The organism is Vibrio sp. B181a, from assembly GCF_030248375.1.
Classification (GTDB): Bacteria; Pseudomonadota; Gammaproteobacteria; order Enterobacterales; family Vibrionaceae; genus Vibrio; species Vibrio campbellii.
The window spans coordinates 196,145-217,161 of record NZ_JAHGAD010000045.1 but is presented as its reverse complement, the minus strand read 5'-3'; the positions used below and the strand labels follow the sequence as shown (position 1 = coordinate 217,161).

Here is a 21,017-nt window from a genome sequence, read left to right as displayed (position 1 = left end):
ATTCACTATGCCACTACAACCTCTTTTGCTAAGCCTTATATGAGCCAATCAGAGCAAGCCATCTATTTGAGTTTTAATCCGAGTTTAGCGGGATTTGGCTGTAAAGGCAGGAAAGAGGAGTACCGCGAAACTTTTGGGGAGAGTGATGTTCCAAAATGTGGTAATACATTTGTGTTTGATGCCAAAACCTTAAAACTGGTCGATCGCGGTGACTTTACTCCGATTAGCTACGATTGTAATGTTTGGGGCGGAAAGTATGGAGATGGTTTTTATTGCCTCGGTGGTGAGGGAGGTGGGAAGGTATACCATTCCGGAAGGCCATCTGAAAAAATGGGTAACTTCCGAGCCACAGTTGATTTGTTAGCTTTCAACGGTGGTGATATGTGGTTCGTCCCGGCGCATGGTCGAAATATTACCCGCGTGTTACACCAGCCGACCGAGAACAGCCCTACAACAGAGATGATATACACATATAGGGCGCTGAGAAATGGTGAGCGTGTCAAACAATCAGCTTTCGGTTTGGGTTTTAGTCGTTATGTGATTGAGCATAAAAATAGGGATAAGTGGAGCGAGTCACTCTACCCTCTACCAAGTTACGTTGACATCGAAAAAGCAAGAACCGTTCTAGAGGAGCGTAATCATGGCTAGGGCTAAGATTGAACAGCACTCCCTCTATTTAATGGGGCAATTGGTCGGGCCAGGTGGAGAAGCTATTACTGGTAATGGGCTTTATCCATTACCCGGCTTTACGCTGGCCTTACCAGAGCTAACAGTTGGTCAAACTGCGGATGGTAGCAGTAGCAAGAATGAGTCACCAATATACTTCAGTGATTCATCAGGTCGGTTACAAGGTTGGAATACCGAAGTTAAATCAGTTAAAGAGCTCGATAGGAATAAGCTTGCTTCTACGCCACTATTGATTTCTAGCACGACAGATAAGCTAAAACCCGTCTATCTTCCACCTTACTTAATTCCCGCTGCGGTAATGTCAGAAGACACAACTTGGTCGGAACGATTGGCTAAATTAGCTAAAGAAGTGGCAAGCTCACAAGAAAAAGAGATCCGCTTGTCCTCTTTAGAAAAATGGCAAATCAAAGAGGATTTAAACAAGGATGTAGCCGAGAGGCGATTTTTAGCACCCGAATTAGCTGAGTTCTTTATCCATAAAGCTGAGACGGCAGAAGAGGAGCTGTGTCAAAAAAAAGGCGCGTATAAACGTCTGTATGAACAAATTTATAGCGGAAACTATAAACATAATTTTTATTATCTGCGCATTCCTCAAGTTTGGACCATCAATTTATTCTTCTCGGCTGACTATTTTGAGGGGGCAGAAGTTACTTTGTCTGGACAACCAGAAAACTTAACCGTCAAAGGGGATGCTGAGGATATTGGCAATAAAATCACTAGCCGAGTAAGGCCGGTAACATACTTTGATATTGCTAATCAGGCTAGTGACTCTGACGTTGCAAAGGAAGTAATCCAATATGTAGCCACATTTTGGATTACGGGCGGCCATCTGGATGAGGATGAACAAATCAAGCAATTAGTCCGCTTTGATATAGATTTAGAAGGAATAAAGCGGTACTGGGAGGCAAAAGATGTATCGTCGGACAGTCAAATGGCTCAGGTTGCAAAGTTAAATATCCCGAACAATTGTTACTCATTATCTGAGCAAGTCTTACACCTGCCTATTTATTCAATTGCAGGGCGCAGCATCATCCTTTCTGGTGACCCTATTTCTGTTGAAGAGTCACTGTTTCAACATGCGCCAGACACGTTTAAAGGTTGGTTAGACTGGAGTAAAAACCTCCCCTATACAAGCGAAAACAAACCTGCTATTGGTGTGCAACCGTCGATTAATATTCTCAATTCCATTGGTAACTATAAAGCTGTTATCGAGGCTTCAGCGTCTGGCGTGATGGACCCATTCAGTATGACGACGGTCCATAAAGCGTTCAGCGCAGGGTTGAATGAAGGTCAAGCCGGAGTGTTGTCGGATGCGTTAAAATTCGCAGTCGGTATTGATGCAAAAGCTAAGAGCTTCTTAGATTTTGCGCAAAACCTCAAGCCACCTGCACAAGGTACACTTACGCCTATTTCTGACTTAGCAAGCGCTCTTAACTGGTCAAACCATCTTGGGAGCCCATTACCTAGCATTTATACGATTCCACCGGCGTTACAGCATTTCTGGCATAAGGTTGACGATAAGATTTTAACCCCTTTAAAGCCAGCCGCTCGAGCTATTGAATATGTACTTGATAAGCCTTTTGGCTTTGCAGAGCTTGTTTCTAGTGGCCTTGAAATTCCGAAAGGTATTGAGAATTCCGAGTCGGCGTTTAACGCCTATATTGATAAATCAAAGGAATATGGTCAGAAAACACAATCGGTGATATCAACACTTTTATTAAGTGATGAAAAAGATCGTCAGGCACTGCTTGAGTCTGAAGCGGAGCATAAAAAAGCGCTCCTTGAAGCGTTCTCTGATGAAAGTGTAAGTCATAAAGTGCTGTTAAATGGTAGTCCGCTGTTAGAAAAAAAACAGGCAAAAGAGGGTGAGGCAAGCTATCTCACGCTGTTTTTTGAATTTGATAGCGCAAATGATGAACTAACCAATTCCGATAAGAAGCTCGTTTCTAAAGTGGCTGAATATCTGCGTAATACAGAATCAGAAATGTTGCTGAACATAGAAGGATATACGTGTGATATTGGCTCGATGGAATACAACACTAAACTCTCAAAAAAACGTGCTGCGGCGCTTAAATCTTCTATTTTAGAAGATCTTGGCACTGATGCTATTAAGTGGGAGCATCGAATATCTGCCCTGGGTAAAGGCGTTTATGCCGATAATGATACGAGTAACAGGCGCTTAAGTCGTCGAGCGGAGATGAAGTTCTACCTCAACTCTGCTTTTGAATATCCTGCTTGTAGAAGTTGGCTGCTAGCTCTGGAGAAAAATCGACAGAAAGCGGTTTTAGCAGAGATGAAAGTCCATGAGGAAATTTGGAAATTTTCCGGCCAAGCCTTTGATATTGCATTAGGCTTTGCTGCGCCAATGCTTGGTCCAGGAGCTGCTTTAGCATATGGGTTGTATTGGTCAGGCGAAACCTTGGTTTCTACTTTGGATGGTGCAGCCAAAATTCTTAATAAAGAAGTAGAAGAATACAAAGAGAAGCAGAAACGTTTTTCTGAATTTGATGTGGTAGGACAGGCGTTACTGTATCGCGGTTTACCTGCGTTCGATGAACTGAGTGTTGTTGGCAAGGCATATATAAAACGCGCTATAGCGCTCAATGGGCTGCTGCGATTGCTTCTACTTGAATCTCAAATAAAAGAAGAGAACAAAACAACGAATTACGTTTCGGAATATTACGCGGTTAATCACTTGACGTCAGGGCAAAGAGATCTTGATATTGAAGGCTATATAAAGACCTATCTTTTAAGTGATGATTGGGATTTGGGGGGGACTTGGCTTCCTTCTTTCCACCTTGATGAAGCTTGGCTAGAAACAAAGAATATTTACCGTAGTGCTTCGGAAAGTGTGCTGAGTTTTGCTGCAATGACGAGTTACGTAACATACCGAGCGAAGCAATCTCAGGTTGGGGTAAAAGCGCTTGAACAATCGCAGGTATATCAAAAATTCTGTCCTATACATACTGTTGCGGACCCTAGTTTAACTAAGCTTAGATCTCTGTTAAAAGCGCCCGATTTATCTAAGCTCGATGACTCTATGTTTGCTGGGCATATGGTTTCTGTAAAAGTCAATGATGAATGGCTCCCACTCGAAGACAGGGTTAATAGCGGTGAAGCCATTACGCCGACTATGCCAATTAGAGTACTTATTATTCTTGATATGAAGGATGAAACGCTGACCAAGTTCAAAGAAGAAGGTTTGCTTACTCTTGTGCCTGTGGGTGTTAGACCTGTGCGGCAAAATAGGTTCTTTGACGATTTTGGGTCTTACACTACTGAATATGTTCGTGAAATTGCACCGGAATCACTAGTTGAAACTGAGAGGGCGTATTTAACAGAGAAACAAATGTTAGAGACAGATACCACACTATACGGTGTTGTTGTAAGTCCTACTTATTACTTTGGATGCAACATCATGAGTGGCATCAAACCTATTGCTGATGACTACGGTAGCAAAGAATGGAAGTCGGTGTTTGGTCAGGTAGATGAACAGCACTCAGCGGCTTATGTGATGCGTTACCTTCTAGAAGTCGGTGTACCAAATGTCAGTAAAACAGAATCAAAGTTAACGTATAAGAGGGAGCTCGTACTTAAAACTCAAGACGGTAAGGAGATTACCTCTAGTACGGATAAGGCATCCATATTTAATTTAACTATGTCGCAAGAGCATGAATTCTTATATGAGAAAACGTTCTTAGCAAGAGCGGGCAAAAAAGCGGTCGAATATCCGGAGCTATTCTCAGATGCTAAGGCAAATTTGTACATTTATGACGCTAGCGTGAAGAGCCTCATTCCCGGAAGTAAGCACGACGATATAATGGAGGCGATCGGTTGGACCAAGAAGCAGCCATCCTATGATACTTCTGAAAACGCAACGAAGCTGTTGCTCATCGTCAGTACAAAATCTGTTGAAAATGTAGAACAAATACTTGAGCGAGGAGGGTTTGACCGTCAGCGCTTACCCGTGGACATTCGTTTGAAAGCAAACGATGCAAGAGGTCTCTATAATTTTGAACATCAAGATGTAGATTTGTATCCATTAGGAAAGGTAGAAGTGAACCTCGAGAAGAAAGAGGTGTCATTCAAACCTAAATCAATACCGCAAAGCCTGAGTGAGGTATCGGATCATCTTTCTAGCAACCTAAGTAAACTTGTAAACGACTTGGTGGTTAAGGAAGGTGTTTTATCACCAGACTTTGTCGACACTGATCTATACGCAGTCGAGATATCATTAAAATACATTAATGCAACCGGGAAAGAGATGACAGGCTTACGCCCGTTTATTACTAGAGGAAACGATGCCCCATACATCATGCTCGATATTGATGGGAAAGCTGGACTTTCTTTAAACGCTTCATCACAAAGGCTCCCTGTTCGAGCTATAGATACAACGGCGCCAACTTTGTTCAACTCGCGAGAAATCCATTACAACCAGAGTTGGTATGAGATGAGTGAGAAAGAGTTTAAAGCTATTTCTGAATATACTGCAGGAACGACTGACGATGCTGATTCCAACTTAGCAAGTTTAAATCGTAGTAAGATGTCCCATAAGGCTACCCCTTTGAGTGTTTGGATGAATGCGGAACCAATCATGAAAGATTACTCAGTAGCTAAGGAGCTTCCACTATCTGCACAACGAGAGCAAATACTCAAAAAGTGGTTGTTTGATGGAAAATAAAAAAAACCGCCTTCGGGCGGTTTTTCTTTTCTTATCAATGGAAGCTGAATTTCTCGCTTCTCGCTTAACCCGCTGCAGAAATATCGTATTTCTTCATTTTGTGGTTAAGTGTGCTCATTGGCAGCGCCAATTGCTCGGCGGCTTTCTTAGTGTGCCAATTACAGGCATTTAAGCAATCGATGATCACTGTGCGTTCGTATTGGCTGACAACGTCCTTTAGGCCGATTGCCGCGTCTTCTAAATCCGCTTGTGCTGGCTCGTGGGCAGGTTGCTCTGGGGTAGGTGTTGCTGCTTTTACTTCAACACTTGGCGTGTCTTCTGGGATTTGTTCACCAAACTCAATGTGAGTGATGGTTTCAAAATCAGACAGCAGTACTGAGCGCTCGATGATGTTTTTCAGCTCACGTACGTTACCCGGATAAGAGTATGCAAGAAGCTGTTTACGCACGTTGGCACTTAACCCCGGCGCTTGAGGTAAGCCTAGGGTCTTGGTCGTGTGCTGCACGAAATGTTCTGCGAGAGGAATAATGTCTGACTCACGTTCTCTCAAGGGAGGCAGCGTAATCGGGAATACATTCAAGCGATAGAACAAGTCAGCACGGAACCCGCCGTCTTTGATCTGCTTCATAAGATTGCAGTGGGTGGCTGCGATAACGCGAACGTCTACCTCAATCTCTTTGCTGGCACCGATAGGACGAACCTTACGCTCTTGCAGTACTCGAAGTAGCTTAGCTTGAAGTAGCATTGGCATATCACCAATCTCGTCTAGGAATAGCGTGCCACCGTTGGCTGCTTCAAACAGGCCCACTTTATCTTTGTCTGCGCCAGTGAATGAGCCTTTCTTATGCCCAAAAAGCTCCGATTCCAATAACTGCTCTGGAATAGCCGCACAGTTTTGAACGATCAAAGGCTGGTCTGCTCGGTTAGAGTTCTCGTGAATGTATTTCGCGATCACTTCTTTACCTGCACCAGTTTCACCACGCAACAGAACGTCGACAGGAAGAGATAGCACCTTATCAAGACGATTCAAGACATTGAGCATTTCTTCGCTCTCTGCAATCGGGCCTTGGTAGGTTTTCTTGGTACGCTTTTTAAGCTGAGTGTTCTCACGGAGCAGTGCTTGGTTATCGGCACTCAGGCTTTTGATCACTTGCCCATATTGCTCTAACCACACCGCTTGGCGAATATTGCTTGCGGCCATACGACAGAACTCAGTGAGTGCGGCTTCGTTGTCGATAACGCTTAAATCGAGCAACACTAACAGGCCGATGGTTTTACTATCGTTGTCGATAAGTGGCCAAGCCAATAAGTTTTCGCTCTTTAGTCCAAGTATCTGCTCGCTTTGATAAATGCTTTCACAGTCGTAACCGTTGTACTTATACAGCTCGTTGATCAACACCACTTCACCATTGCGAATCGCAAAGTTAAATGGGTCGTTCTCACTGGCAGAATCTATCTGCAATGCTTCCCAAGGGTGTGACAGAATCGTTTTATCGTTATGGTGAGCGGTACTTGGGATCAACGCTTGACCAGTCTGGTCTAAAACGTAAATGATGCCATGCTTTGCGAGTGTCATTTGTCTCGCAGCGGTCAACACGGCATCTAACGTTTGGGTCAGCTGGCTGCGATCAGCCAAAGATTGGCTGATCGCAAGTAGGGCGTTGCTAAGTTCGCTATGGTTAGCTGAACGCATAGGTTAGTGTTCCTTGCTCATCGACAGAAACTGCGATTTGCGTATGTGAATCATCCTTGTCATGCACCAATAGCTGTGTCGATAGCTGCGGCAGTAACTGACGGTTGATGACCGCGTCAATGTTACGTGCGCCTGTTTCAGCAAGGCGACAGTTACCCAGTACGAATTCAACCAAGCTTTCTTCGTAGCTCAGAGACAATTTGTGATGGCTCTGTAGACGCTGAGAGACTTTGTTCAGCTTATGGTGAATGATTTCTGTCATTGCTTCATCAGATAGCGGAACAAACGGAAGCACAGACATACGTGCCAACAGCGCCGGTTTGAAGTGTTGGTTCAAAGTAGGGCGGATAGCTTCTGCGATGATGTTTGCATCGATGTCTTTTGATTGATGAACCAAAGATTCAATCTCGTGCGTCGCAAGGTTGCTGGTCATGATGATCAGCGTATTCTTGAAGTCGATGGTGCGGCCTTCGCCGTCGTTCAGCGTACCTTTGTCGAACACTTGGTAGAACAGGTTCAACACTTCTGGGTCGGCTTTTTCCACTTCATCTAGCAATACAACAGAATATGGGCGTTGACGTACCGCTTCTGTCAGCATGCCGCCTTCACCGTAACCTACGTAACCCGGAGGTGAACCAATTAGGCGAGATACCGTGTGCTTCTCTTGGAACTCAGACATGTTGATGGTCGTCATAAAGCGCTCGCCACCAAACATTTGATCAGCGATCGCACGAGCCGTTTCAGTTTTACCCACGCCACTTGGGCCAACCAGCAGGAATACGCCTGTTGGTGCGTCTGGGTTACCTAGGCCAGCTTTCGCCGTTTGAATGCCTTCAGACAGTGCATCGATAGCGTATTCTTGGCCTTTGATGCTTTGTGTTAGGCTTTCTTTCAGTTTTAGCGTGGTCTCTGCTTCGTCTTGAAGCATCTTACCCATTGGAATACCGGTCCAGTCTGAGATTACGTGGCTAACTTCATCTGGGCCAACTTCAAAGTGAACCAATGGATTGCCATTACGGATTGCGTCTAACTGTTCTTGGCAGGCTGAGATTGCAATGCGCACCGCTTCTTCATCCATTTCTGCGTATGGAGAAACGTCTTGCTCCTGTTCTGCATCGTCTTCTGCATCATGCTCTTCTACATTAAGCTCTTCTTCATTTGCTTCGCCAAAGACCAGTTCATGCAAGCGAGAGCGTAGAGCAATCATCTCTTGGATCTGCTCTTTTTCTTTGTGCCATTGGGCCTCTTGCTCTGCCAGCTCTTCTTTCGTTGTTTCCATTGCCAGTTTTAGGTCTGGAATGTTAGCAAGGCTGTGCTTGTCGCCAGTTTGCTGCAGGGCATCACGCTCAAGTGCTTCAAGTTCGCGCTGTTGAGCTGCAAGTGCTTGCTGCAGAGTCTCAACAGAAGCAGGAATGGCATTAAGGCTGATGTTCACTCGTGCACACGCTGTATCTAGTACATCGATCGCTTTATCCGGCAGTTGACGGCCAGAGATGTAACGAGCAGAAAGCGCTGCAGCTGCGGTGATCGCGTCATCACGTACGTATACATTGTGTGACTTCTCGTAAGCTGGGCGCAGACCACGAATGATCAATGCCGCTTGCTCTGGAGAAGGCTCATCAAGTTTTACCAGCTGGAAGCGACGTGCAAGCGCTGGATCTTTCTCGAAGTACTTTTTGTATTCCGACCAGGTTGTTGCAGCAATTGTTTTCACTTCGCCACGTGCTAGGGCAGGTTTTAACAAGTTGGCTGCATCACTGCCGCCCGCTTGGTTACCACCACCAACAAGGGTGTGAGCTTCATCGATGAATAGGATGATTGGCGTTGGCGAGTTTTTCACTTCATCCAATACCGCGTTTAGGCGTTTTTCGAATTCACCTTTTACGCTTGCACCTGCCTGTAGAAGACCCATGTCTAGACCGTAAAGCTCAACACCTTTAAGGTTGTCTGGTACGTCGCCTTGTACGATTTTTAGCGCCAAGCCTTCTACGACTGCGGTTTTACCAACGCCCGGCTCACCGACAGCGATAGGGTTGTTTTTACGGCGACGAGCAAGAATGTCCACGATTTGGCGGATTTCTTGGTCACGACAGAAAACAGGATCGATTTCGCCTTTGCGTGCTTTACCAGTGAAGTCTGTCGTGAACTTGCTCAATGCCGAGCCATCTTCGCGTGCTTGTGTTTTTTCGGAAGTCGCGACTTGCGCCTCAATAGAGTGGCTTGTTAGCTCTGCAAAGTTACGCTTAAGGCTGTCAGGGTTGACCGCTTCAAGGATAGAGGCGTAACCATGTTGGCCGTAACGTAGAGGGTTGCTAACAAGAGTAAGGAGTAGGGCGCCAGAGCGGATTTGTGTTTCGGATAGATCTAAAGAAGAAACCAGCCAGCTTTCTTGTAACCATTCGATTAATAAAGCAGAAAAAACAGGTTTGCTGCCATTTCCTTTGGCGTTGGTATCGAGTGTGGATCGAACCGATTGTCTTAATAAGTTCTCAGAACAATCAAAATGACTTAATAAGACGTCAAAATCACTATTTGGCCTTTCTAAAAGACTCAGTAAATAATGCTCAATTTGAACTTCGTTTGCTTTTTCAGAGACTGCAAGTGCAGCCGCGTCTTCTAATGCGACTTTTGCAATCGGGTGTAGACGCTGAATTAATGAAGAAAGGTTTATATTTATCATAGCCATTTTATTCTTTAGAGGAAAAGAGGTAGCCGCTATTATACTAAAAGTGATAACGCTCTTTTTTTATCAAGATATTTTGACTATCGTTTGTTGGTGATTTTAATGACAATATTAGTGTGAATATTTATCTTGGATAACGCTTCTTTGTTATTTTGAATTAATTAATGGTTAATCTAACTAAATGGCCAGTGTTAATAACTTTATTCTCCCTTTGATATATGGTTATTTTCACTTTTTATCAGCGAAACAATTTATTATTATCTGTTTCCAACTTTTTGGTTTTTTATCCAATAAATTGTACTTAATAAATTGATAAATAAAGCTGGTTTTAAGCTAAGTGTTTGTATTGTAAGGTTTATAAAAGTTGGCACGGAGTTTGATTATACCAAGTAGTCGCGGTGATAAGCGATTTGGTGATTAAACAAATACAGATTTAAAAAAGGAAATAACGATGCCAACTCCAGCATATATGTCTATCAAAGGTGAAACTCAAGGTCACATCACTAAAGATACTTACTCTGCAGATTCTGTAGGTAACACATGGCAAGAAGCTCACGTTGATGAGTTCCTAGTTCAAGAACTAGACCACGTACTAACAGTACCACGTGATCCACAAAGTGGTCAGCCTACTGGTCAACGTGTTCACCGTCCACTTGTTGTAACTAAAGTTCAAGACCGTTGTTCTCCACTACTATTCAACGCACTAGTATCTGGCGAAAAACTTCCTGAGTGTGTGATCCGTTTCTACCGTACTTCAGTTCAAGGTAAGCAAGAGCACTACTACTCAATCAAACTGATTGATGCACTACTAGTAGATATCCAAACTCGCATGAACCACTGTCAAGACGCTGCAACAGCAGACCGCGTGACAGAAGAAGTTCTTAAGCTGACTTACCGTGCAATCGAAGTAACTCACGAAAACTGTGGTACAGCTGGTAACGACGACTGGCGTGCTCCACGCGAAGCATAATTGCTTTTTGCGTAAAGATTCAGGGCCAACAATTGTTGGCCCTAATTCGATTATTTGTATCAGGTAAAAGATATGGTGAATGACGTAGAATTTAAATTTGAAGTGCCAGGGTGTGGGCACGACTTTCGAGTAGAAAGCTTTCAAGTGAATGAAGAGCTTTCGAAACCTTTTCACATCAGTCTCTCATTACTTTCACTTGATCCAGATATCTCTTTTGATGCGTTAATTCGCAAAGCGGGAACGCTGACTCTTTATGGACAAGGGGTAGGGGCTGCGCGCGTTTTTAATGGTGTGGTAAACGAAGTTCGTTACCTTGGAACGGGTCGTCGCTTTTCTCGCTACCAGTTAGTTCTTGTGCCTCAAGCTTGGTTCTTATCTCAGCGTCAAGACTGTCGTATATTCCAACAAAAATCAGCGCAAGACATTATCACCGAAGTACTTGATGATGGGGGCGTGACGGATTACCGCTTTGAAGTCTCTGGGACGTATCCGCCAAAAGAGTATGTACTGCAATATCGTGAATCTGACCTTCAGTTTGTTCAGCGAATGATGGCTGAGCACGGTATGTGGTATTACTTTGACCATACCGAAGCCAATCACACCATGGTGATTGTAGATAGCAACGACGCGATTGCGCCACTGGTGAGTTCTCCACTTAACGCTTCTTACATCGGTCCGATTGTTTTCCATGCTGACGGTGGCGGTGTTGCTGATCGTGAACATATCTCAGATCTTGAGCTTGTAAACCGTGTGAGAACTGGCCAAGTTACTTACACCGATTACAACTACGAACAGCCTAAAATCCCTCAAGAGATGACCCACGCGGGCGATCTTGACCAAGATTTAAAGCAGTTTGATTACCCTGGCCGTTATGTTGACCCTGCAATGGGGCAGGTGAGAACAACAGAGTGGATGTCTGAGCACATCGTCGACAATCAACAAGTCGAAGCAAGCAGTGATGTGATGCGTCTGGCGTCCGGCTACAGCTTCAGCATTAGCGATCACCCTCGTTCTGAAATCAACCGTGATTACATCATGTTATCGGTCATGCACACTGGCCAAGATCCGCAAGTGCATGAAGACGAAACAAACGGTATGCCAACCACGTATTACAACCAGTTTTCTTGTATCTCACGTGATGTGGTGTTCAAAGCGCCTAAGCTTGCGCCTCCGGTTGTCGATGGTCCACAAACGGCGGTAGTTGTCGGCCCTGCAGGTGAAGAGATTTACACCGATAAACTTGGGCGAATCAAAGTTCAGTTCCACTGGGATCGCTACGGCGATAACGATGAACACGCAAGCTGCTGGATCCGTGTAAGCCAATCTATGGCTGCTCCAACATGGGGCGCTGTTTACTTACCACGTATTGGTCATGAAGTTGTTGTCACCTTTCTTGAGGGCGACCCAGATCGTCCATTAGTGACTGGCGCGGTTTATAACGGTCTTCACTTCCCTCCGTACTCGTTACCGGAGAACAAAACTCGTACTACGTTCCGTACCCAAACGCACAAAGGCACTGGCTACAACGAACTGAGTTTTGAAGACGAAGCGAACCAAGAAGAAGTCTACATTCACGCTCAGAAAGACATGTCGACGAAGGTACTCAACAACCGTTACCGCGATATCGGTCAAGACGAGTTCCTAAAAGTTGCGCGTCATCAAACCAACGAAGTCCATGGTGATCACAAAGAAACCATTGATGGCCACAAGACAACCCAAGTAAACAGCACCTTTACTGAAACCGTAGAGCAAGACGTCACTGTTACTTACAACGCCAACGAAACTCAGTATGTGAAGAACAATTCTGATTTAGAGATTGGTGATAACCGCACAACCAAGATCGGCAAAAACGATGACTTGGATGTGGGCGAGAACAGCAACTTAACGGTTGGTGCGTCGAAAAGCTCAGACATTGGTGCAGATGATAACCAAACGGTGGGTGGCAACTTAACCGTATCAGTAAAAGGCAATACCTCTTACAAAGCCGATGGTGCAACGCAGATCATCAGTGGTGACAAGATTGTGCTGAAAACTGGTGGGTCTTCCTTAGTGATGAACAGTGACGGTTCAATCAAGCTTTCAGGATCTTCAATCACCATTGAAGGCAGCGATAAAGTCGTCGTGAAGGGTGGTAACGTAGCGATTAACTAATGATGGAAAAACAACCTCTTATTACAGAAACCATCACGAAACAGCAAGCCGAAACACCGGCTTGCTTTTCGCGTTTTGGAACCATAGTCGCCATTAACGAATCAACAGGCAGTGTTCGCGTTGATTTTGATGGTAATCCATTTAACCAACCGCTAACGGCAAGGTTAGGACGAGGCTTTCGCCGTTCTGAACTGCAAATGGCTATCGATAATTCATTAAGTTGTCGAATCGAATTCTTGAACGACGATTTAAGCTTGCCTCTCGTGACGGACATTTTCTTCTCGATTCTCGATGATTCTGATGAGTTTGTATTGCGAGCTAAGAAGATGGTCATAGAGACGGAGCAAGAACTGATCTTCAAAAGTGGTGAAACTGAAACTCGTTACAGCGGGCGTGATGGCCGCATTACGACTAAAGCGAAGTACGTCACTTCTCAAGCAGAAAAAGCACAAAAAATTCAAGGCGGAACGATCGCGATTAACTAGTTACCTCGTGTTAACTAACTGATATTGCGTTATCGCACGCTAACAATGGATAAGTAGATGCGACAAAGAATCGGTGTCGAGCACCTAAAGACACCCATAACCAATCAAGAAGTCGAAGGCGCGTTAGCAAGAGCTGAGCGTGCTGTGAACGACCTTTCCCAATTGCCGCCAACTTGGCTGAGCTTTTGTAATGAAAAGCTGTCTATTGCTTCTGAGAGCATCGGCTTTTTAATCAAGCAGCGTGTACAACTTCATAAACGAGGTTATCCGAGTCGTGATCTGGATTACCTCAAACTGATTGAGCGCCAAATAGAAGAGCTTAAACAAGTGTATCTGTCGTTTTATCGATTAGCTCCGGGGTTAATTCATCAGCTAAGAAGCCAAGAGCCAGAAATCTACGCTTGGCTGATGCTACAGAAAGAACTTGGCTCTGAGCTCGATAATCTCTTATGTGGATTGAGCTTACTCGAAGAATTAGACGCACACACCGCCAAGGTCATTGTCACGCAATCTCCAGTTGAACACATGGATAGCGTGATGTCGGAGCTCATTGAGGGCAAAGCGAAATCCAGTCCGTTTTACTTTGAATGCTTACGTCTGCGCCAAGCTTTGAGTGTTGCGCTGATTAAACGTTGGCACAAAGCCGAAATCATACGTCCTAATATCACGCTACCGCTTTTAGCGTTGCAGGATGTGGAAGAGGGCATTGAGTGGATCAACGACCATGCAAATGGTGAGCAGTATCTGTTTGAACGTTTGATCACCAAGCGTGACAGAGGCACTTGGTTCCGACAGTACTTTGGTATTGAGCAGAGTGGTTTACCTTCGGCTCAAGTGTTGACCTTCGCGAAGCTACTAGAGCTAAAAGAGTTTGAAGCGTTCGATATCTCTTCTTCATTAGCCCCCGTTGATTTTGCTCTGAGTGGCGATTGGAAATTAGTCCCAGAAATCATTGAGCACTTGGAAACTCTGGAATATGATGACGGTGAAACTTGGATTCAAGCTTTGTATGTTGTGTACGGGAAGCTTCTACCACTAATGCCACAAGACGTTGGTGTTGAGTATGAATGGGAAGAAGTTATCGACTTACTTAATGAGTGGTTAGAAGACGAAAAGCACATGCAAAATCTGCCAAGCCGATTGGGATACGCATTGAGCTTCGAATCCACGTTAGCGGCAATGCAAGATGCCAACGTTGACGTGCTGTTCCGAGATTGGCTATGGCGACAAATCTGTATTCAATCCCGAGCCTACGTACCCTGGGATATGGCGATGCCAATTCATCAGCAAGATTGGAACTTCAATAATTTAAAGGCCGCACCTTCTGCGAGCGAACGATTCAATTTAAGGAATAGCAATGCAATTATGGGATATTGAAGCGCACCCTGAGCTATCACTTAAAGGTCGTTTTCAACGTGACGAAAACGGCGATGAAGTTTGGGTTGTTGTCGCTAAACGCATATGGCAATTCGATGGCGTGGTTTGGCATGAATTAGGTGAAAGCGAAATCTTCGATGATCCCCAATATTTGGGCGAAGAGGGTTTCTCTGCGATGAAGGTCGACCACGAATTCGCTTATACCAAAGACAACACGGATGTACTTGTTTACGGTAAAGCGCGCAGCTACGCGAAAAAGCCCGTGACATACCAAGAATGCCGCGTGTTGATTGATGGCCACATTGATAAAACCCTCGCGATACATGGTGATCGGGTTTGGGTAGAGCATGGCGGTAGTATCACACTTAGCAAGCCTGTACCTTTCATTGAAAAGGACATTGATTACACCTGCGCGATAGGTGGCGACTTGCGTAACCGAATTGGTGGTGGTGTTGCGGACTCCAACAAAGAGCTGCTTGAACAGCAAGTGCCTTCGATTTTCTATCCTAGAGAAGAGTGGAGCTCTACGTCGAAAAATATTCGAGTCGCGGGCTTTGGGCCTGTTCCTCCATTCTTCGAATCTCGCCAAAAATTGGCGGGTACGTTTGATGAAAATTGGATTGAGAACCGCAAGCCAATGTTACCGCTGGATTTTGACAGACGTTTCTTCCAAAGCGCACCGGCAGATCAACAATGCAAAGGCTTTCTTCATGGTGGTGAACGCTTGATGATGAGTGGCTTTTGTCACGATGACACGCTCTCATTCCGCATACCGAAAGAGAAATACCGTGCCATTGCCACGTTCAAAGACGGCGCCTATCAAGTTGATATGGCGATGTATACCTTATTTGTGGATGCTGAAAAGAAAACCATATCAATCAGTTATACGGCTGCATTTCCTTGTCAGGGAAAAGAGCATTTGTTGGTGTCTACGTCTATCACTAAGTTGGAAGAGGTGAGCGAGCATGCATAATTCTACAGGTCGTTACGTGCTGGGGATGGAAGTGATGACGCCCACAGGCATGAACTTGGATATCGCTACTAATGTAGCAAATGCTGACTTAGCGAGGTTCGACCAAGTCGTTGGTGAGGACGGAATTGAGCGTTTCACATTCGCGAAAATTGAATATACCAAAGAAAGCGATTTGTTCGAAAAAACCTGTGAGTTAACGGTGAACTTATTGGATTCGCTCTTGGCCCAGCTGCCTCGTTCTTTGAAGCCGATTCCATTACTTATTGCTGTGCCTACGACAATTTCATTAGTGAAGATGCAAGAATGGCTTGGTGAAAGTGACTATTCTGACTTTCTTTCTGTGGTCGAAGCAGTTCACGCAAGCGGTCCTAGCTTCGTGCTACAAGCCATGAAGTCCTTGGATAAATACGACGCCATGATGTGCATTAGCGTCGATTCTATGGTCAACAGGATGCAAGAACTTATCGACGATAGCATGGTCATGAGTACTAATAATCCATGGGGGGTTATTCCAAGTGAAGGGGGCTCGGGCCTCATTCTTTGTCGAAGAAATACCTTAGAAACACTCAAGCTTAAGCCTTTAGCACAACTTGGTTATATCGATACTGAACTGAACACGACAGACCGTAGAGGCATGTACCGCCTTGTACAGCGCGCGAGTAAAAAGCTTAATGCTTTCGGTGAGGTGTATTCTGACATGACGAACCTGCGCGCGCACAGCGAAGATTACGGTTTCGCGCTGGGTGCCAAAGCAGAGCGCTTTACTCATCCCGAACTGCCTATGCTTATCAATGAGTTATGGGGAACAATGGGCAGTTGTTCTTCACTAGCGCTCTTGGCATTTACAGTTAAAAATCATCATTTTAACCAACCTTCATCGTTACTGATGTTTGATTTTAATGGTGACAAAGGGCTACTCCAATTACTCGCATGCTAGTATGAATCAGCACGTTAATATTAATGAAAACGCTCTCATAATAATGACTTTGTTTTTAATACGAGAAAACAGCATGACTGATGTAGTGAAAGCGTAAGTCAAAGAGTCTAATAACTTAGTAATAATAACTAAAGTAATAGACTTACTGTTCGTTTTAAATACCAGCCTTGAAACAAGGATGTTTCAACCAATATTATTTCGGCCTAATAATATTTGTTCGATAAAAGAGTGCAAAGTGTCTGATAAGCAGGGAGCGGCCAAAGGATATATTGATCAATTGGTTGTCAAAGCCATTGAGAAAAAGAAACATAACGAGCAAAGGTTGGCGCAGAAAAATAAGCCAAAGCTTGAGTACGTACTTTTTTCACAATTTGATGTACTAGACACCTTGCCGTCGAAAAATGGTAGAACAACCGTTTACCATCTCGCCAAAAAAGGCCAACCTGATAAGCAAATCTGCTGTAAAGTCGTCAATGAGGACGCGCCAGATATTGCCAGCAAAATGTTGGTCAATGAGGCAAGCAGATTAGAGCTTTCTCAACATCCAAGCGTTGCGGATTTCATTAAAATCGGTAACGAATTTGAACGTCCATACTTAATGTACGAGTGGATCCAAGGTGAATCACTGGCAGAAAAGATGGAGCGTCATTCCTCTAAAGGCTTCCGTCACGATCACATTGCTTGGTTAGTTTACCAACTCGCTGGTGCGCTTGAATTTATGCACACTCGAGGTATTTGTCATCTTGATATCAAACCATCGAATGTCCTGGTTAGCGAAGGCGATTACGTCAAGCTGATTGACTTTGGTGCAGCGCGCTATATCGGTGAGGCTGAATCTCACGCCGAAGCGAGTTTAAGTTACGCGTCGCCACTTTATCTAGAGACTGGCACGACCGAACCACAAGACGATGTTTATTCACTTGCACTACTGACGGGCCATTTATTTATTGGTTCTATTTTTGGTGATGCTTGGCACAAGCAACTAAAAGATCGTAAGCGTCCAGCACTGATTCCAAATCATATTTGGAAGCTGCTCAAGCAAGTAATTAATAATCCAAGAGGGCATGGCTATACCGCTATTTCTTTTGCTCAGCAACTTGCCCGCATTGATACTCAATCTATCGATTCTCAATCGAATGCGCCTATTTTTAGTAGTCTGCGTAATGCTGATTTATTACTGACGCATTGTAAGCCTCAAGACAAAGGCGGTTACGGTCGTTTTAAAGTGCTTGAAGCAAGCTTGGTATTAAGTGTGATGGCAGTGACAGGCCACTATCTGTACGAGCAAAATCAACCAGAGTGGAAAACAATCGTAAAATCGGAACCAACGATTTCACAAGCGGGTACGCCGCTGGTTAGCACTATTAAGCCTGCACAAACGGCTTCTTTCTTGGCTCAACCTCCTTGGGCAATTGAACAGGCGCTCAATGATATGGAAAAAGACGTGATGTCAACGGCGCCATATCGGGAAGCATTCCAAGTTCAGCAAATGAAGCTGTCTAAGCTGTACAAAAAGAACCAAGGTGAATTGACGGCTTATCAAGCCTTGGCCGATGACTTGCCAAAAACGTTGGTCGATCTACGTAAAGAGCTAGTCACATTGCGCGAGAAACTTGTCGATGATGGCGCGCTATTCCCTTATGCCGATAAAACGCTGACTAAAGTGATGGCGGGTTTGAATGTGGCGTCGGTCGACTCGATGAAAATTTCTGCCATCGCAGGAAGTAAAGAAGAGCAAATTGCCAGCTTGATCCTTGATGGTGAAGTGCAGCTTGCTGACAAAGAAATGAAAGCCGCTTGGTTACTAAACCAATCTGAGGCGTATTTCTACAGCCAAGTGTTGCCAAACAAGGTCATGAAGAACATCAATGACTCTATTGAGCTGCATGCAAAGGATCATTACTACACCAAAGCCATCGAAGAGGCGAAAGCGGCGAAGGCGTACTTTGGTAATACTCCAGAACTAACCAAAAAAGTCAAAGATCTGATTGTCGCTCGTAGCGAATACATCCTATTTAGCACGGTCACTGAGCAATCCGTCTTTGATAAACAGAAACTGCACGATTCCCTTACCGATCTTGAGCGAAATGCACCTAAGAAGTTTGGTGAAATCACCGACTTGCTTGAGAGCATGGCAACGGACTCCATCGATAAAAGCCATCAACTTTCTCGTCCTGCACGCGGTGCCATAGCGGTTGAACGAGCGTTAAGAGACTACCAAGCAGAGGGGAGAGGCTAATGTCAGTGATTGATATCGAACGTTTGCTTACGCCAATTTCTGATACTGCTCCAGTAGGTGAAGACGCGCGCTACGAGTTTTGCTACGAAATGATGGAATCCGAAGTGAAGAAGTTCGGCTCATTATTTGGTGAAACGGTAGATTGGACGGTCGTTAAAACGCACGCAACAGAAGTCTTAGAGCAGCACAGTAAAGATTTAAAAGCGATCTGTTACTTGATTCGAGCACTAACGGAAGAGTTTGGCCTACAAGGTTTCGAACAAGGCTTAAAGCTGCTTAGTCATGCGTTAAGTCAGTTTGGTGGTGAGCTTTACCCTTCGCGTAAGCGTGGTAGAGATGGCGCGGTCGAATGGCTTAACCATCAGTTTAAACTGGTAAGCAGTAAGTTAGCGGAAAGCCCGCAGTCTTGGGCGTTGGTTTCAAGTTGTATTTCTACTATCGAAGAAGTGCAGCGTCAGTACGACGACGTTTATCAAGATTCAGAAGCAGACTTTTTTGAGATCCGCACTCAGCTCAATATGTTATCTCAGCAAGCTGCTGTCGATGGCCAGAGCGATGACGGTTCTGCAAGTGAAGTTCAACCTGAACAAGCGCCTTCTGTACCGGTAAGCACGACTCAAACTGAGCAAACGAATACTGCTGTTGATTCGCCAAAGCCTGAAGAGGCTCAAAGCGCACCAGTTAAGCCTCTGTCGCCAGCTCCGAAGCCAGCTCCAGTCAAGAAGGCCGTCACACAAGAAGTCGACGTTGATACGGACTTCTCATCACCGACGGCATCGAAACGTACGCTTAAGAAAGTCGCAGAAGTGATGATTCACGCTAACCCTAGTGACCCTTTGGCATACCGAATTTATCGTCATCTGACTTGGGATGACATTGATGGTCTTCCTGATCATCAAAACAACGAAACGCCATTGAGCTTGGCGGTGTCTTCGGATCAACAGGCGGACTATCGTGACAAAGCTAATCAAGAAAGCGACATCGACACGATCAAACGCTTGGAACGTACATTAACCGACGCACCATTCTGGCTGACGGGGCATCACTTCGTGTTCTCGATGCTCAATAACTTGGGCTTTGATGATGCGGCAATCGCTGTAAAGCAAGAAGTGAAACGTTTTGTTGATTCATTAGAGGGCATTGAACACCTCTCATTTAAGAATTCTATACCATTTGCAGATGAAGCAACCTTGAGCTGGTTATCGACTCAAGATGCAACTTCTTCAACTTCTCAACCTGTAGTGCAAACAGTTGTGATCTCTGAAGAAGATTCGCTGCCGATGGAGGATATCACTCTAGAAAACCTAGGGGAATATGCCGCAGAACTTGCCCGCAAACTCGAGCTGGATAGCTCGGGACGTGGACAGTTTATGCTGTATTTACAATTGATAGCAGCTTACCAGTCTGTTGGATTATACCCATTGTGTCTGCCTTATCTTGAGAAGGGTTGGGAAGTACAAAAAGCGTTTAATCTCGCGAGCTGGGAACCCCACTTATCGTCACAGTTAGAAGACCTGATTCGAAAAACACTCCATCAGTTATTCAGAAGTAAGGATCTTTTGCCTGAGAAGTATGAAGAGTGGCAAGCAATTTATGACTAATTAAAGAGTTAAATAAGGAACTAATTATGTCACGTGACGGCTCGGTGGCTCCTAAAGAGCGAATTAATATCCGTTATGTTCCAGCAACTGGTGATACGCAAGACGACGTAGAACTGCCGCTGAGCATGATGGTGGTTGGTGACTTTACTGCACGTGCAGATGAGACGCCTATCGAAGAACGTACTCCAATCAATATCGACAAAGACAACTTTAACGAAGTGCTAGAAGGCATGTCTCCAAACGTTAAAGTGAACGTTGAAAACCGTCTTTCTGACGAAGAAGGCGGCCAAATCGGTGTTGATCTAACGTTCCAAAACATGAAGGACTTCTCTCCTGAAGCGATCGCGAAAAGCGTACCTGAGCTAAACAGCTTGCTTGAGCTTCGCGAAGCGTTGGTTGCACTGAAAGGCCCTCTAGGTAACGTTCCTGCGTTCCGTAAGAAGATCGCATCGGTTCTTCAAGACGAAGAAGCGAGAAAGAAACTGTTGGATGAACTAAGCATTGGCAACGACCAAGAAGCGAAAGAAGAGTAAGGGATAT

General features: G+C 44.8%; 12 protein-coding genes and 1 pseudogene. 11 read left to right on the top strand and 2 right to left on the bottom strand.

Translation table 11 applies throughout. From position 1 onward, the window contains the following. Window positions 1-648 (top strand): annotated as a pseudogene (locus KIO97_RS20025) (hypothetical protein); the annotation flags it as partial. Beyond that, a complete protein-coding gene (locus tag KIO97_RS20020; RefSeq protein ID WP_285383788.1) occupies window positions 641-5,368 on the top strand; it encodes an OmpA family protein in 4,728 nt (1,575 codons plus the stop codon). The pseudogene KIO97_RS20025 and the gene KIO97_RS20020, both read left to right, overlap by 8 nt. A 64-nt stretch (window positions 5,369-5,432) precedes the next feature. Here KIO97_RS20020 and KIO97_RS20015 read toward each other — a convergent pair whose 3' ends face one another. Beyond that, window positions 5,433-7,061 carry a sigma-54-dependent Fis family transcriptional regulator gene (locus KIO97_RS20015; protein ID WP_285383787.1) on the bottom strand — a complete coding sequence of 543 codons (1,629 nt, stop codon included), beginning with the start codon at window positions 7,059-7,061 and terminating at the stop codon, window positions 5,433-5,435. After that, window positions 7,048-9,741 (bottom strand): type VI secretion system ATPase TssH, encoded by a 2,694-nt coding sequence (gene tssH, locus KIO97_RS20010; RefSeq protein ID WP_285383792.1) that lies wholly within the window; start codon window positions 9,739-9,741, stop codon window positions 7,048-7,050. The genes KIO97_RS20015 and tssH overlap by 14 nt, the downstream gene beginning before the upstream one ends. 454 nt (window positions 9,742-10,195) lie before the next feature. Here tssH and KIO97_RS20005 point away from each other — a divergent pair, with 454 nt between their 5' ends. From KIO97_RS20005 to tssB, 9 genes are all read left to right on the top strand, one after another. Then, window positions 10,196-10,714, top strand: coding sequence for an Hcp family type VI secretion system effector (locus KIO97_RS20005; protein WP_005426983.1), 519 nt, complete (start codon window positions 10,196-10,198; stop codon window positions 10,712-10,714). A gap of 72 nt (window positions 10,715-10,786) precedes the next feature. Then, window positions 10,787-12,865: a type VI secretion system tip protein VgrG gene (gene tssI, locus KIO97_RS20000; RefSeq protein ID WP_005426734.1), complete on the top strand. Its 2,079-nt coding sequence runs from the start codon at window positions 10,787-10,789 to the stop codon at window positions 12,863-12,865. Beyond that, window positions 12,865-13,350 (top strand): hypothetical protein, encoded by a 486-nt coding sequence (locus KIO97_RS19995; protein WP_285383786.1) that lies wholly within the window; start codon window positions 12,865-12,867, stop codon window positions 13,348-13,350. The genes tssI and KIO97_RS19995 overlap by 1 nt, the downstream gene beginning before the upstream one ends. A 57-nt stretch (window positions 13,351-13,407) precedes the next feature. Next, window positions 13,408-14,727: a hypothetical protein gene (locus KIO97_RS19990; RefSeq protein WP_285383785.1), complete on the top strand. Its 1,320-nt coding sequence runs from the start codon at window positions 13,408-13,410 to the stop codon at window positions 14,725-14,727. Continuing rightward, window positions 14,708-15,700: a DUF2169 domain-containing protein gene (locus tag KIO97_RS19985; RefSeq protein ID WP_005426927.1), complete on the top strand. Its 993-nt coding sequence runs from the start codon at window positions 14,708-14,710 to the stop codon at window positions 15,698-15,700. Before KIO97_RS19990 ends, KIO97_RS19985 begins: the two co-directional genes overlap by 20 nt. Continuing rightward, the gene (locus KIO97_RS19980; protein ID WP_285383784.1) at window positions 15,693-16,637 is read left to right on the top strand and encodes a hypothetical protein; all 945 of its coding nucleotides are present in this window, start codon (window positions 15,693-15,695) and stop codon (window positions 16,635-16,637) included. The genes KIO97_RS19985 and KIO97_RS19980 overlap by 8 nt, the downstream gene beginning before the upstream one ends. A 235-nt stretch (window positions 16,638-16,872) precedes the next feature. Next, on the top strand, window positions 16,873-18,876 hold the full coding sequence (locus KIO97_RS19975) for a protein kinase (protein WP_285383783.1): 2,004 nt from the start codon (window positions 16,873-16,875) through the stop codon (window positions 18,874-18,876). Then, window positions 18,876-20,477, top strand: coding sequence for a type VI secretion system protein TssA (tssA, locus tag KIO97_RS19970; RefSeq protein ID WP_285383782.1), 1,602 nt, complete (start codon window positions 18,876-18,878; stop codon window positions 20,475-20,477). The genes KIO97_RS19975 and tssA overlap by 1 nt, the downstream gene beginning before the upstream one ends. 26 nt (window positions 20,478-20,503) lie before the next feature. After that, complete coding sequence (gene tssB, locus KIO97_RS19965; protein WP_045377053.1) at window positions 20,504-21,010, top strand: type VI secretion system contractile sheath small subunit; 507 nt, start codon at window positions 20,504-20,506, stop codon at window positions 21,008-21,010. Window positions 21,011-21,017: the final 7 nt, after the last annotated feature.